We start from the raw sequence: 13,947 nt of genomic DNA, 5'->3' as shown, positions 1-13,947 counted from the left end.
CCCTCAACCTAGGTACCTGACTGAGGACGAGAGTACGGCACGCCCCCTGGCACCCAGGTACTGGTCAGTACCGGCGTTCCTGCTTCTGCTTGCACTCCACGCACAGGGTGGCCCGCGGGAATGCCTGCATGCGCGCCTTGCCGATGGGGTTGCCGCAGTTCTCGCACAGTCCGTACGTCCCCGCGTCCAGCCGCTCCAGGGCGCGCCCGGTCTGGAGGAGCATCTCGCGCGCGTTGGCCGCGAGGGCCATCTCGTGCTCCCGCGTGATGTTCTTGGTGCCGGTGTCCGCCTGATCGTCGCCGGCCCCGTCCCCGGAGTCCCGCATCAGGCCCACCAGGGACTTCTCGGACGCGCTGATCTCGTCCCGCAGCCGTGTCACCTCGGACTGGAGTTCGGTCCGCGCCTCCTCGACCTCCTCCGGGGTCCAGGGGTCCTCACCGGGGCGCACCGCGAGCTCGCCGGGCTCCGCCGCGGCGAGTCGCGCCTTGGGTACGGCGGTCTTCGCCGCCGTGGCCGTGCCAGGGGTCTTCTTCGCAACCACCGTCGTGGCTCCCGTCTGCTTCGCGGCCTCGGCCGCGCCCGCCTTCTTGGAGGTGCTGCTCTTCTTCTTGCCCACGGTCGCCCCGGCCGCAGTCCTCTTGGCCGCGCCCTTCGGAGTGCGCCCCTTCGCGGGCGCCCCCTTCGCCACGGCGACCTTCCCGACCCCGCCCTTCACGACAGCCGCCCCACCGCCCGCCGTTCCAGATGCGGCCGCCTTCTTCCCCGCCGACGTCTCCGCCGCCTTCTTCCCGACGGTCTTCTTCCCTACGGCCTTCTTCCCTACGGCCTTCTTCCGGGCCGCCCCCTTCGCGCCCGCCACCTCGGTGGCCGCTTCCTCGGGAGCTGCCGCGGTGGCCGCCGCCTTCTTCCCGGCCGAGGTCGTCCCTACGGGCTTCTTCCCGGCGGGCGCCTTCACCACCGCCTTCTTGCCGGCCCTCGTCCCGCCGGCCGACTGAGTACCCTCCCTCTCCCCGGCCGCCGGTCTCTCCGCACCCTCCCTCTCGCCGACCGCCCCGGCGGTGGCCGCCCGCTTCGCGGTGGTCCTTTTCGCCGGCGCCGACTTCTTCGCGGCCGTGCCCCCCGCTCCGGCCGCGACCGTCTTCACGGTTCGGGCCGCGCGCTTGGCGGCCGTACCCCCCTGCGCGCTCTTCTTGCCGCCCACGTCCTTGGCCGCATCGCCGGAGGCGCTCGTGGACCTGCCGGACGCCGATTGCTGTACGGCGGTCTTCTTCGCCACCATGGCCGCGGCCCCTTCACATATTGTGATCTTGCACGCGAATCGTGCTGGGACGATAAATCGACTTGAGTCCCGCGGCAACGGGGCACACCGCCCGATTCGCCCGCCTCGCGCATGCCACGCGCCGAGCCTGCATGCGTTGTGCCCAGCTCCCCGCCCCGTAATCCGCCCGATCGCCCGTCCCAGAATCCGAACACCCGTACCGCTTCCATTCGGGTCACGCCCGGGCCCCACGACGCCCCGCGCCCCGACCGCCGGAAAACCGGTCGGCCGCTGTCCGCGCGGCGCCGTACACTGGGCGCAGCGAGAAGCGTGGATGGGGACGAGTAGCGACGTACGCAGCCCAGAGCGACCCGGGGACGGTGGAAGCCCGGGGGCGAGCGCGACGCGAAGATCACCCCGGAGCCGCCGGAAGAAAGCCGCAGCGGGACAGCCGCGGCGAGTAGACCCGGTATCGCGACCCCAATGAGGGGGCTCGTCGGTGTGTACGGCGCACCGGAGAGCCAAGGAGGGTGGTACCGCGGGAGCGCGCCGAAACCGGCGTACGGAAAGACACGGCTCTCGTCCCTCCGGACGGAAGGCAGCAAGTCCGCCGGAGGAAGCTCGCAGATGACAACGCCGACGTACCGCCAGGTGCCCGCCCAGGTCGACCTGCCCGCGCTGGAGCACGCCGTGCTCGATTTCTGGCGCGAGCAGAAGATCTTCGCCAAGAGCCTGGAGCAGTCCGAGGGCCGCCCCGAATGGGTGTTCTACGAGGGCCCGCCCACCGCCAACGGCATGCCGGGCGCCCACCACATCGAGGCGCGCGTCTTCAAGGACGTCTTCCCCCGCTTCCGCACCATGCGCGGCTACCACGTGGCCCGCAAGGCCGGCTGGGACTGCCACGGCCTCCCGGTGGAGCTCGCGGTCGAGAAGGAACTCGGCTTCAGCGGCAAGAAGGACATCGAGGCGTACGGCATCGCCGCGTTCAACGACAAGTGCCGTGAGTCCGTGACCCGGCACACCGACGCCTTCGAAGCGCTCACGGACCGTATGGGCTACTGGACCGACCTCCAGGACCCCTACCGCACGATGGACCCCGAGTACATCGAGTCCGTGTGGTGGTCGCTGAAGGAGATCTTCACCAAGGGCCTGCTGGTCCAGGACCACCGCGTCGCCCCCTGGTGCCCCCGCTGCGGCACCGGCCTGTCGGACCACGAGCTGGCGCAGGGCTACGAGACGGTCGTCGACCCCTCGGTCTTCGTCCGTTTCCCCCTCACCTCCGGTCCGCTGGCGGGCGAGGCCGCGCTCCTGGTGTGGACGACCACGCCCTGGACCCTCGTCTCCAACACGGCCGTGGCCGCGCACCCCGAGGTGACGTACGTCGTCGCGACGAAGGGCCCGGACGGCGCGGAGAAGCTCGTCGTCGCCGAACCGCTTCTCGCCAAGGCCCTCGGCGAGGGCTGGGAGACCACGGGGCAGTCCTTCACCGGCGCCGAGATGGAGCGCTGGACGTACCGGCGCCCGTTCGAGCTCGTCGAGTTCCCGGAGACCGAGGGCGGGACGCACTACGTCGTCAACGCCGACTACGTCACGACCGAGGACGGTACGGGCCTGGTCCACCAGTCCCCCGCCTTCGGTGAGGACGACCTCAAGGTCTGCCGCGCCTACGGCCTGCCCGTGGTCAACCCGGTCCGCCCGGACGGCACGTTCGAGGAGGACGTCCCCCTGGTCGGCGGCGTCTTCTTCAAGAAGGCGGACGAAAAGCTCACCGAGGACCTCCAGCAGCGCGGCCTCCTCTTCAAGCACATCCCGTACGAGCACAGCTACCCGCACTGCTGGCGCTGCCACACCGCGCTCCTCTACTACGCGCAGCCGTCCTGGTACATCCGCACCACCGCCGTCAAGGACCGCCTCCTCCAGGAGAACGAGAACACCAACTGGTTCCCGGAGACGGTCAAGCACGGCCGCTACGGCGACTGGCTGACCAACAACATCGACTGGGCGCTGTCCCGCAACCGCTACTGGGGCACCCCGCTGCCGATCTGGCGCTGCGAGGACGACCACCTCACCTGCGTCGGCTCCCGCGCGGAGCTCGGCGAGCTGTCGGGCACCGACCAGTCGGGGCTGGACCCGCACCGCCCGTACATCGACGAGGTCACCTTCGCCTGCCCGCACGAGAGCTGCGGAAAGACGGCCACGCGCGTGCCGGAGGTCATCGACGCCTGGTACGACTCGGGTTCGATGCCGTTCGCGCAGTGGGGCTACCCGTACAAGAACAAGGAGCTGTTCGAGTCCCGCTACCCGGCACAGTTCATCAGCGAGGCCATCGACCAGACGCGTGGGTGGTTCTACACGCTGATGGCCGTCGGCACCCTGGTCTTCGACAAGTCGTCCTACGAGAACGTGGTCTGCCTGGGCCACATCCTCGCCGAGGACGGCCGCAAGATGTCCAAGCACCTGGGTAACACCCTGGAGCCGATCCCGCTCATGGACCGGCACGGCGCCGACGCGGTCCGCTGGTTCATGGCGGCCGGCGGCTCCCCGTGGGCGGCCCGCCGCGTGGGCCACGGCACCATCCAGGAGGTCGTCCGCAAGACGCTCCTGACGTACTGGAACACGGTCGCCTTCCAGGCCCTGTACGCCCGTACGTCGAACTGGGCGCCGTCCGCGGCCGACCCGGCCCCGTCCGACCGCCCGGTCCTGGACCGCTGGCTGCTGTCCGAGCTCCACGCGCTCACCGACCAGGTGACCCAGTCCCTGGAGGCCTACGACACCCAGCGCGCCGGCAAGCTGCTCTCGGCGTTCGTCGACGACCTCTCCAACTGGTACGTCCGCCGCTCCCGTCGCCGCTTCTGGCAGGGCGACAAGGCCGCGCTGCGCACCCTGCACGAGGTCGTCGAGACGGTCACCAAGCTGATGGCCCCGCTGACCCCGTTCATCACCGAGCGGGTCTGGCAGGACCTGGTGGCCCCGGTCACCCCCGGCGCCCCGGAGTCGGTCCACCTCGCCGACTGGCCGGAGGCGGACCTCTCCGCCATCGACCCGGAGCTGTCGAAGCAGATGGTCCTGGTCCGCCGGCTGGTGGAGCTGGGCCGCGCCACGCGCGCGGAGTCGGGCGTGAAGACACGTCAGCCGCTGCGGCGCGCGCTGATCGCCGCCACCGGCTTCGACGGCCTCTCCCCGGAGTTGCACACGCAGATCACGGAGGAGCTGAACGTCGAGTCGCTCGCCTCGCTGAGCGAGGTCGGCGGCAGCCTGGTGGACACCACCGCCAAGGCCAACTTCCGCGCCCTCGGCAAGCGGTTCGGCAAGCGCGTCCAGGACGTGGCCAAGGCCGTCGCCCACGCGGACGCGGCGGCGCTGTCGCTGGCCCTGCGCGAGGGCACGGCGTCGGTCGAGGTCGACGGCGAGACGGTCACCCTGGCCCCGGACGAGGTCATCATCACCGAGACGCCTCGCGAGGGCTGGTCGGTGGCCTCCGACTCGGGCGCCACGGTCGCCCTGGACCTGGAGATCACGGAGAGGCTGCGCCAGGCGGGCCTCGCCCGTGACGCGATCCGCCTCATCCAGGAGGCCCGCAAGAACAGCGGCCTCGACGTGGCGGACCGCATCGCGCTCCGCTGGACCTCCACGGACCCGGCGGTGACCGCGGCCCTGACCGAGCACGCGGAGCTGATCTCCGACGAGGTCCTGTCGACCGACTTCGCCCAGGACGACGCGGACGACAGCTACGGCGAGCCCTTCACCGACGAGGGCCTCTCCCTGACGTTCCGCCTCCGCAAGGCGTAACCACCAGGCCCCGAGGGCCCGGCCCCCCGCCGGGGGCCGGGCCCTCACACGTGTCTGCGGCCAGCCACAACGAACCCGCAGCCGCCCGACAACCCAACCCGGCACCCCTCTGGGCGCCAGCACCTCACCAGCACGCACCCACACACGACAAAAGGGCGGGGCCCGGGTCAAAAACCCGGGCCCCGCCCTGAACGCTGCCGACGCCTAAGGCGTACTAGAGGCCGTCAGTTGTCGTCCTCATCGATGAGGAACCCACGCATCGGCGAGGGAGCCTGGCCCATCGGCCCGGGCCCCTGCGGCCGAACCGGCGCCATCGGCTGGGTCATCGCGGGCGACATCTGCTGCTGGCCGCCGTAGGACGGAGCGGCCGGCGAAGGACCGCCACCCATGCCCTGGTTGCCACCGTACGACGGCGCGCTCGCACCGGCCGGAGCCATGGACGGCGCCGGGGACGGCGGCAGCGACGCGGTCGCCGGGGTCCGCGGCGGGGCCAGCGAGTCGTCGGCCTGGGTCTCCAGCTGACGCAGCTGCGACTCCAGGTAGGACTTCAGCCGCGTGCGGTACTCGCGCTCGAAGCCGCGCAGGTCCTCGACCTTGCGCTCCAGCGTGGCGCGGGCGGACTCCAGCGAGCCCATCGCGACGCGGTGCTTCTCCTGCGCGTCCCGCTCCAGGGCGTCGGCCTTGGCACGGGCGTCACGCTCAAGACCCTCGGCACGCGAACGCGCCTCGCCGACGATCTTGTTGGCCTCGGAACGGGCCTCGGCGATCGCCTGGTCGGCGGTCTGCTGGGCCAGCGAGAGGACACGGGCGGCGCTGTCGCCACCGGGACCACCCTGACCGGGGCCGCCCATCGGACCGCCCATGGGGCCACCCAGCGGGCCGCCCATCTGCTGCTGCATGGGGGACTGGCCACCCATCGTGCCCTGACCCATCGGACCCTGGCCCATCGGGCCCTGACCCATGGGGCCCTGCCCCATCGGACCGGGACCCTGCGGGCCGCCCTGGCCACTGGGACCGGCGGGCAGCTGCGGCGCACCGCTCGGCAGCTGGGGCGGGCCGCCCATGGGGCCGCCCATCTGCTGCTGCGGCGGGCCAGATATGCCGGCCGGCACCGGGCCGCCGGGTCCGCGCATGCCCTGCTGGGGCATACCCTGCTGAGGCATGCCCTGTCCCTGCTGGGGCATTCCCTGCCCCTGCTGTGGCATCCCCTGCTGCTGATCCTGGGGCGGTTCCGGAGGCTTGCGCATGTTCTGCTGGTTCTGGGCAGCGGCACGCGTGGCTGCGGCCAGCTTGGCGCGCAGGTCCTCGTTCTCCCGGAGCAGGCGGGTCAGTTCGGCTTCGACCTCGTCGAGGAAGGCATCGACCTCGTCCTCGTCATAGCCTTCTCGGAGGCGGACGGTCGTGAACTGCTTGTTCCGCACGTCCTCGGGGGTCAACGGCATCTCTTCACCTCAACGTAGTCATCGGCAGTCGGCAAGACCGTATCGTCCACAGTCACCTCGCGAGATTGCCCACGACGGAGATCAGAATGTAGACGATGATCATCAGGACGAAGAAGGACAGGTCGAGCGCCACGCCCCCGAGACGCAACGGCGGGATGAACCGCCGCAGAAGCTTGAGCGGTGGATCAGTGACAGTGTAGGTGGCCTCCAAAACGACCACCATCGCCTTGCCGGGTTGCCACGAGCGGGCGAACTGGAAGACGTAGTCCATGACCAACCGGAAGATGAGCACGATGAGGAAGCACATCAGCGCGATGTAGATGACATCCAGGACCACGCTCATTGTTGGTGCTTCCCTCTCCCCTGTTTCCGTGCTGCTGGGTACTACTTTTACTGCTTGTTCCGGTCCTGCGTCTCAGCTCTGGTTGAAGAACCCGCCCTCTGCGATGCGGGCCTTGTCCTCCGCCGTGACATCGACGTTAGCAGGCGACAACAGGAACACCTTCTGCGTCACCCGCTCGATGCTGCCGTGAAGACCAAACACCAAACCGGCCGCAAAGTCGACAAGTCGCTTGGCGTCTGTGTCATCCATCTCAGTCAGATTCATGATCACCGGGGTGCCCTCACGGAAGTGTTCCCCGATGGTACGGGCCTCGTTGTAGGTCCGCGGGTGAAGTGTGGTGATCCGGTAAGGCTCTCGTTCGGACACGACCTTGGGCATGATCACCGGTGCGTTCTTCTCCAGGCTTGCGCGTTCTTGTGTGATGGATGCCACGGGCGCGATGCGCGCCGGACGTCCGGATTCCGCGGCTAGCGAAGCGGATCGGGGCACCGGCTCGCGCGGCACCGAAGGCTGCACCACTCTCACCGATTCGTCCCTTTCGGGCTGAATCACCTGGTGCGACTGGTGTGATTGATGTGACGGCTCATGCCGTCGACGGTCCCGCTCGGGCTCCGGGTCCAGTTCGGGTTCGAAGTCGTCGTCGGGGTCGAAACCGCGGCCGTCGTACCCATCGTCCTCCACGAGGCCGAGGTAGACCGCCATCTTGCGCATCGCGCCGGCCATGCTCTGAGTCCTCCGCTCTGTGGTGGATCGACTGACTACTGCCAAGTGCCCGCGATCCACGAGGTCGTTATGCCCGCTGTAAGCGGTAATGACCATATTTTCTGCTGTGGTCCGACTTCCTGGCGACGTTACCCGAGGCCGGGGCGGACTCCGAGTACCGCACTGCCGACGCGTACATGTGTCGCCCCGGCCGCCACGGCCTGTTCGAGGTCCGCACTCATCCCTGCCGAGACCATGTTCGCAGCCGGATGGGCTCGGCGCAGGTCGGTCGACAAATCCATCAACCGCTCGAACGCCGCCTGTTCGCGTCCCGCGTACTCCCCGGTGAGCGGCGCGACGGTCATCAGTCCGTCGAGCCGCAGGCCCGGAGCCTTCGCGACGAGGCCGGCCAACTCCTCGACACCGTCCGGCCCGACCCCACCTCGCTCCCCCCGCCCGCTCGCCCCGGCGTCGAGCGCGACCTGGATGAGGCACCCGATCTCGCGCTCGGCCCGAACGGCCTCCTTCGACAGGGCCGTCACCAGCTTGGAACGATCGACGGACTGCACGAGATCCGCGTAACCGACCACGGATCGCACTTTGTTGGTCTGCAACTGACCGACGAAATGCCAAGTCAGCGGCAGATCGGAGCATTCCGCCGCCTTGGGCGCCGCGTCCTGGTCCTTGTTCTCGGCCACGTGCCGGACACCGAGCTCGGACAGGATCCGCACGTCGCTCGCGGGATACGTCTTGGTGACCACGATCAGGGTCACCTCCTCACGTCCCCGCCCGGCGCTCGCGCACGCCGTGGCGATGCGCTCCTGAACCTTCGCCAGATTCGCGGCGAGTTCGTCCTTACGATCCGTCATGTTCCATCAGTCCAGCCAGACATATCCCGCGAGTCGCCCCGTGGTGCGATCGCGGCGGTACGAGAAGTGGTCCTCCGACTCCAGCGTGCAGGCCGGCGACCGCTTCCGGTCGCGCACCCCGAGCCGCTGGAGCTGGGTGTGCACCGCGGCGGTCACGTCGACCGCCGGGGTGCCCCAGCTGGTCTCGGCGTGCGCCGCCGGTTCGACGGCGGCGACCTCGGCGCGCATCGTCTCCGGCACCTCGTAGCACCGGCCGCAGACGGCCGGTCCGGTGCGGGCGACGATCCGGGAGGGCTCGGCACCGAGTTCGATCATGGCCCGTACGGCGGCCGGGACGACCCCGGCGACCATGCCGGGCCGGCCCGCGTGCGCCGCGCCGGCGATTCCGGCGACCGGGTCGGCGAGCAGCACGGGAGTGCAGTCGGCGGTGAGGACGGCGAGGGCGAGTCCGCGTTCGGCGGTGACGGTGGCGTCGACCTCCGGCACCGGCCGGTCGCCCCAGGGGGCGGTGACCACCGCCACGTCCGCCCCGTGCACCTGGTTCATCCAGACCACCCGGTCCGGATCGAGGCCGAGCGACTTGGCGGCCAGTTCGCGGTTGGTCCGTACGGCGTCGGGGTCGTCGCCGACCGCTCCGCCGAGGTTGAGCTCCTCGTACGGAACGGCGCTCACCCCGCCCCACCTGTCGGTGAAGGCGAAGTGCGCGCCGTTCACTGTGTCGCGCTGTCCTATCACGTCAGAAGGATCACTTGAGGAAGTCCGGTACGTCCAGTTCCTCGGCCGCGCTGTCCGAGTAGGACCGGGACGGCGGGACCGGCGGGGAGACCGGGATGTCGGCCACCGGCTCGGGCGCCGGCTCCGGGTCCTCCTTCGGCGTGACGCTGCCGAGCGAGCCGAAGGACGGACGGCTCTCGGACTGCCGTACCGGAGTCGGCTCCTCGCGGCGGCCGGAGGAGGCCGACGACGAGGCCGAGCCGAGGACGGTGTCCCGGCGGGCCGGCGGCTGGCCGCCGTCGAAGCCGGCCGCGATGACCGTGACCCGGACCTCGTCACCGAGGGCGTCGTCGATGACCGCGCCGAAGATGATGTTGGCCTCGGGGTGCGCGGCCTCGCTGACCAGCTGGGCGGCCTCGTTGATCTCGAACAGGCCGAGGTCGGAGCCGCCGGAGATGGAGAGCAGCACGCCCCGGGCGCCGTCGATGGAGGCCTCCAGGAGCGGCGAGGAGATCGCCATCTCGGCGGCGGCCACCGCGCGGTCGTCGCCGCGGGCCGAGCCGATGCCCATGAGTGCCGAACCGGCCTCGGACATGACCGACTTGACGTCGGCGAAGTCGAGGTTGATCAGACCGGGCGTGGTGATGAGGTCGGTGATGCCCTGGACACCGGAGAGCAGGACCTGGTCGGCCGACTTGAAGGCGTCCAGGACCGAGACCTGGCGGTCCGAGATGGACAGCAGTCGGTCGTTCGGGATGACGATGAGGGTGTCGACCTCTTCGCGGAGTTCGGCGATGCCGTCCTCGGCCTGGTTGGCGCGACGCCGTCCCTCGAAGGTGAACGGGCGCGTGACCACGCCGATGGTGAGGGCGCCCAGGGTGCGGGCGATGTTGGCCACGACGGGTGCGCCGCCGGTGCCGGTGCCGCCGCCTTCACCGGCCGTCACGAAGACCATGTCGGCCCCCTTGAGGACCTCCTCGATCTCCTCGCGGTGGTCCTCGGCGGCCTTGCGGCCCACGGCCGGGTTGGCTCCGGCGCCGAGTCCGCGGGTGAGTTCGCGGCCGACGTCGAGCTTGACGTCGGCGTCGCTCATCAACAGTGCCTGCGCGTCGGTGTTGATGGCGATGAACTCGACGCCCTTGAGACCGACTTCGATCATCCGGTTGATGGCATTGACACCACCGCCGCCGACACCGATGACCTTGATGACTGCGAGGTAGTTCTGCGGTGCTGCCACGTCGAAGGCCTCTCGCCTCGAATTACGTTGTCGCCGCCTCACGGGGTGAACCCGCGCTCCGACGACAGATGCCGAATGGGACGGTCCGTAGCGCCGACCCGAACCCTAACGCTGAAGTTTAGGGTTACCAGTGTGTCTGTTCCCTGGAGTCTTCTGAACAGGACACTAAGTCGACAAGTGGCGCACGTTCAACGAACACGCCGAACCTCCCGTTTTTCTTTTCACCCTATGTGATCAGCCGTAGCGCTAGCCAACCAGGGTGCTGGCCTGCGCGGATGTGCGTCAACTCCCTGATGACGCGGGCGCGGTGGGGACGCTGACGTCGAAGTGCCGCGCATCCGGTGAGGCTTTCATGAGAGCGGTGAGCGTGCGAGCCTTGGCGGCACTCTTCTGGCCACTTCCCCAGACGACGGTCCGGCCGCCGCTCAACTCCAGCGAGATGTCGTCGTACGAACGCACCTTGACGGTCCGTGTGTCCTTCGCGACGGCGGCCGGAACGGCACCGGCGATCCGGACCGCCTCGCGCACGAGTCGGCCCTCGTCGAAACGGCGCAGGCTCGCGGCGCGCGAGCCTGGCTGAGAGAGCGTCAATTCCAGTGCGGGCACGCCTTTCGGCGGCTCAGAAACCGTGGCGAATCGGACACCGTCGTCGTCCACTTCGACAAAGTTTTGCCCCTTTTGGACAAGCAGAACCGGAGTACGCTCGGTCACTTTCAGCCCGATTCCATGAGGCCAGGAACGCACTACGTCAACCACGTCAATTCGGGGCAATTTCTGGCGCAGTCGTGCCTCGATCGCATCGGTGTCGACGGAAATCAGCGGTGCGCCGACCGGTACGTCGGCGGCCTCACGCACCTGTGCGGGCGTCAGGATCCTGGTGCCGGAGACGGACACGCGCTCCACGCGCAGCCAGTTCGAGCCGTACAGCACCCAGACGGAGGCGGCCGCCAGGACCACCACCGCCACCGCGAGGATGATGATCGTACGAAGTCGGGGCGGGGTGAACCTCCGGGCGGGCGGCGGGCCGGACGACTCCTGCTGGCGTTCCCCGCGCTCGGCGGTCGTCGATCCGGCCACGCTGCCTGCCTTTCACCTACCTGGCAATACGGTCCCTACCGGTGTGCACGAGAGGCGGCGATCGCCTCGTACACCATGCCGACGAGCAGGTCGTCGGCGTCCCGGCGGCCGAACTCGGCGGCGGCACGGGACATCTGGTACAGCCGGTGCGGGTCGGCGAGCACGGGCAGGACGTTCTGCTGGACCCACTGGGGGCTCAGTTCCGCGTCGTCGACCAGCAGTCCACCGCCGGCCTTGACCACCGGCTGGGCGTTCAGCCGCTGTTCGCCGTTGCCGATGGGCAGCGGGACGTAGGCGGCCGGGAGCCCGACGGCGGAGAGTTCGGCGACGGTCATCGCGCCCGCGCGGCAGAGCATCATGTCGGCAGCGGCGTACGCGAGGTCCATCCGGTCCACGTACGGTACCGGGATGTACGGGGGCATTCCCGGCATCTGCTGTACGTGCGGCAGTTCGTTCTTCGGGCCGACCGCGTGCAGGATCTGGATCCCGGCCTGCTGGAGGTAGGGCGCGACCTGCTGGACGACCTCGTTGAGCCGGCGCGCGCCCTGCGAACCGCCGGAGACCAGCAGCGTCGGCAGGTTCGGGTCGAGCCCGAAGGCGGCGCGGGCCTCGGGACGCATCGCGGCCCGGTCGAGGGTGGCGATGGTGCGGCGCAGCGGGATGCCGATGTAGCGGGCGTCACGCAGCTTGCTGTCCGGGGTGGAGACGGCGACCCTGGCGGCGTAGCGCGAGCCGATCTTGTTGGCGAGGCCGGGGCGGGCGTTGGCCTCGTGGATGACGATGGGCACGCCCAGGCGCTTGGCGGCGAGGTAGCCGGGCAGCGCCACATAGCCGCCGAAGCCGACGACCGCGTCCGCCTTGGTGCGCTCCAGGATCTGCTCGGCGGCCTTGATCGTGCCGCGCAGCCGGCCCGGGACGGTGATCAGCTCGGGGGTGGGCTTGCGTGGCAGCGGCACCGCGGGGATCAGCGCGAGGTCGTAGCCCCGCTCCGGTACCAGCCGGGTCTCCAGGCCGCGCTCCGTGCCCAGGGCCGTGATCCCCACGGTCGGGTCCTGCCTGCGCAGGGCGTCCGCGAGGGCGAGCGCGGGCTCGATGTGGCCGGCGGTCCCCCCACCGGCGAGTACGACATGCACCGAAATTCACCGCTCTCCGGACGAGCGTGCCGCCGAGGCACGCCGTCGCATCGTGTTCCATCTCCTGGGCTCCCGCGTGGCAGCCGAGCCCGCGGCCCCCCGCTTTCTACCAAAGCGGGGTTGCCGCATCGAAAGCGCCGTCCGCGCAGCGGGATCGTCACGCGCGAAGGCGATCAGGAGCCCGATGGCGAACATGGTCGGCAGCAGGGCGGAACCCCCGTAGGAGAACAGCGGGAGGGGGACACCGGCGATCGGCAGCAGGCCGAGCACCGCACCGATGTTGATCACCGCCTGAGCGGTGATCCAGGTGGTCACACCTCCCGCGGCATACCTCACGAAGGGGTCCTCCGTGCGTCCGGCCACGCGGATACCCGCATAGCCTAGAGCCGCGAAGAGGGCGAGCACGGACAGCGTCCCCGCCAGGCCCAGTTCCTCACCGGTGACGGCGAAGATGAAGTCCGTGTGCGCTTCCGGGAGTTGGCCCCATTTTTCCACACTCGCACCGAGCCCGGAACCGAACAGTCCGCCGGAGGCCAGGGCGTAGATGCCGTGGACGGCCTGCCAGCAGGAGTCGCCCGGACCGGGTTCGGTGGCGCCGATGCACTGCAGGCGGGCCATGCGGTTGGGGCTGGTCTTGATGAGGATCACACCGAGGGTCGCGGCGATCGACAGCACACCGACGAACAGCCGGGTGGGCGCGCCCGCCAGCCACAGCAGGCCGAACAGGATCGCCGTCAGGATGATCGCGGTCCCCATGTCGCCGCCGAGCATGATCAGCCCGAGCAGCATGAAGGCGACCGGCACGAGCGGCACCAGCATGTGCTTCCACTGGGCCAGCAGCTGCTTGTCCTGCTTGCGGGCCAGCAGGTCGGCGCCCCACAGTACGAGGGCGAGCTTGCCGAACTCGCTGGGCTGGATCTGGAAGGAGCCGCCGAGGGCGATCCAGTTCTGGTTGCCGTTGACCGACATCCCTATCCCCGGCACCTGCACCAGGGCCATCAGGAAGACGGCGCCCGCCAGGATCGGGTAGGCCAGCGCCCGGTGCAGTTTCACCGGCATCCGGGAGGCGATCAGCAGCAGCGCGGCGCCGATGGCGGCGGCCAGGAACTGCTTGCGGAAGAAGAAGGACCCCGGCAGCGACTTCTGGAGGGCCGTGATCTGGGAGGCCGAGTAGACCATCACCAGGCCGAGCACGGTGATCAGCAGGCTGCCGCCGAGGATCAGGTAGTACGCGGTCAGCGGCCGGTCCCAGGCGCGGCGGGCGCGCAGGTACAGGGTCAGGACGGGGTTCTCGCGCGGTGGGCGGGGGGCCGCGGGGCGTCTGACGGCCCGCTGCACGGGCGGCCGCCCGGTACGGCTACCGGGCATCGACGTCTCCCGCCC

At 69.8% G+C, this 13,947-nt stretch carries 11 protein-coding genes; 1 reads left to right on the top strand and 10 read right to left on the bottom strand.

The genetic code is table 11. The features are described from left to right. Positions 1 to 64: 64 nt before the first annotated feature. Positions 65 to 1,279, bottom strand: coding sequence for a TraR/DksA family transcriptional regulator (locus K4B79_RS05285; RefSeq protein ID WP_232025064.1), 1,215 nt, complete (start codon positions 1,277 to 1,279; stop codon positions 65 to 67). A 606-nt stretch (positions 1,280 to 1,885) separates the two neighbouring features. Here K4B79_RS05285 and ileS point away from each other — a divergent pair. After that, positions 1,886 to 5,047: an isoleucine--tRNA ligase gene (ileS, locus tag K4B79_RS05280; protein ID WP_232025063.1), complete on the top strand. Its 3,162-nt coding sequence runs from the start codon at positions 1,886 to 1,888 to the stop codon at positions 5,045 to 5,047. A gap of 224 nt (positions 5,048 to 5,271) precedes the next feature. Here ileS and K4B79_RS05275 read toward each other — a convergent pair whose 3' ends face one another. From K4B79_RS05275 to ftsW, 9 genes are all read right to left on the bottom strand, one after another. Further along, positions 5,272 to 6,489, bottom strand: coding sequence for a DivIVA domain-containing protein (locus tag K4B79_RS05275; RefSeq protein WP_232025062.1), 1,218 nt, complete (start codon positions 6,487 to 6,489; stop codon positions 5,272 to 5,274). Between the two features lie 52 nt (positions 6,490 to 6,541). Then, positions 6,542 to 6,832 carry a YggT family protein gene (locus tag K4B79_RS05270; protein ID WP_232025061.1) on the bottom strand — a complete coding sequence of 97 codons (291 nt, stop codon included), beginning with the start codon at positions 6,830 to 6,832 and terminating at the stop codon, positions 6,542 to 6,544. A gap of 72 nt (positions 6,833 to 6,904) precedes the next feature. Then, a complete protein-coding gene (locus K4B79_RS05265; protein ID WP_232025060.1) occupies positions 6,905 to 7,555 on the bottom strand; it encodes a cell division protein SepF in 651 nt (216 codons plus the stop codon). A gap of 128 nt (positions 7,556 to 7,683) precedes the next feature. Then, a complete protein-coding gene (locus tag K4B79_RS05260) occupies positions 7,684 to 8,403 on the bottom strand; it encodes a YggS family pyridoxal phosphate-dependent enzyme (protein WP_232025059.1) in 720 nt (239 codons plus the stop codon). Between the two features lie 6 nt (positions 8,404 to 8,409). Further along, positions 8,410 to 9,138 (bottom strand): peptidoglycan editing factor PgeF, encoded by a 729-nt coding sequence (gene pgeF, locus K4B79_RS05255; protein ID WP_232025058.1) that lies wholly within the window; start codon positions 9,136 to 9,138, stop codon positions 8,410 to 8,412. A gap of 10 nt (positions 9,139 to 9,148) precedes the next feature. Continuing rightward, on the bottom strand, positions 9,149 to 10,354 hold the full coding sequence (gene ftsZ / locus K4B79_RS05250; protein ID WP_232025057.1) for a cell division protein FtsZ: 1,206 nt from the start codon (positions 10,352 to 10,354) through the stop codon (positions 9,149 to 9,151). Between the two features lie 282 nt (positions 10,355 to 10,636). Further along, on the bottom strand, positions 10,637 to 11,431 hold the full coding sequence (locus K4B79_RS05245) for a cell division protein FtsQ/DivIB (RefSeq protein ID WP_232025056.1): 795 nt from the start codon (positions 11,429 to 11,431) through the stop codon (positions 10,637 to 10,639). 35 nt (positions 11,432 to 11,466) lie between these two features. Next, a complete protein-coding gene (gene murG / locus K4B79_RS05240; RefSeq protein WP_232025055.1) occupies positions 11,467 to 12,564 on the bottom strand; it encodes an undecaprenyldiphospho-muramoylpentapeptide beta-N-acetylglucosaminyltransferase in 1,098 nt (365 codons plus the stop codon). 6 nt (positions 12,565 to 12,570) lie between these two features. After that, on the bottom strand, positions 12,571 to 13,932 hold the full coding sequence (gene ftsW, locus K4B79_RS05235) for a putative lipid II flippase FtsW (RefSeq protein WP_232025054.1): 1,362 nt from the start codon (positions 13,930 to 13,932) through the stop codon (positions 12,571 to 12,573). Positions 13,933 to 13,947: the final 15 nt, after the last annotated feature.

Source organism: Streptomyces lincolnensis (assembly GCF_021173675.1).
Lineage (GTDB): Bacteria > Actinomycetota > Actinomycetes > Streptomycetales > Streptomycetaceae > Streptomyces > Streptomyces lincolnensis_B.
The sequence above is the reverse complement of the archived record's forward strand: the minus strand, read 5'-3'. Positions and strand labels throughout refer to the sequence as shown.

What these genes read in the sequence shown, in the direction of transcription:
- K4B79_RS05285 (WP_232025064.1), bottom strand. Translation starts at nt 1,279, where the DNA reads ATGGTGGCGAAGAAGACCGCCGTACAGCAATCGGCGTCCGGCAGGTCC.
- ileS (WP_232025063.1), top strand. Translation starts at nt 1,886, where the DNA reads ATGACAACGCCGACGTACCGCCAGGTGCCCGCCCAGGTCGACCTGCCC.
- K4B79_RS05275 (WP_232025062.1), bottom strand. Translation starts at nt 6,489, where the DNA reads ATGCCGTTGACCCCCGAGGACGTGCGGAACAAGCAGTTCACGACCGTC.
- K4B79_RS05270 (WP_232025061.1), bottom strand. Translation starts at nt 6,832, where the DNA reads ATGAGCGTGGTCCTGGATGTCATCTACATCGCGCTGATGTGCTTCCTC.
- K4B79_RS05265 (WP_232025060.1), bottom strand. Translation starts at nt 7,555, where the DNA reads ATGGCCGGCGCGATGCGCAAGATGGCGGTCTACCTCGGCCTCGTGGAG.
- K4B79_RS05260 (WP_232025059.1), bottom strand. Translation starts at nt 8,403, where the DNA reads ATGACGGATCGTAAGGACGAACTCGCCGCGAATCTGGCGAAGGTTCAG.
- ftsW (WP_232025054.1), bottom strand. Translation starts at nt 13,932, where the DNA reads ATGCCCGGTAGCCGTACCGGGCGGCCGCCCGTGCAGCGGGCCGTCAGA.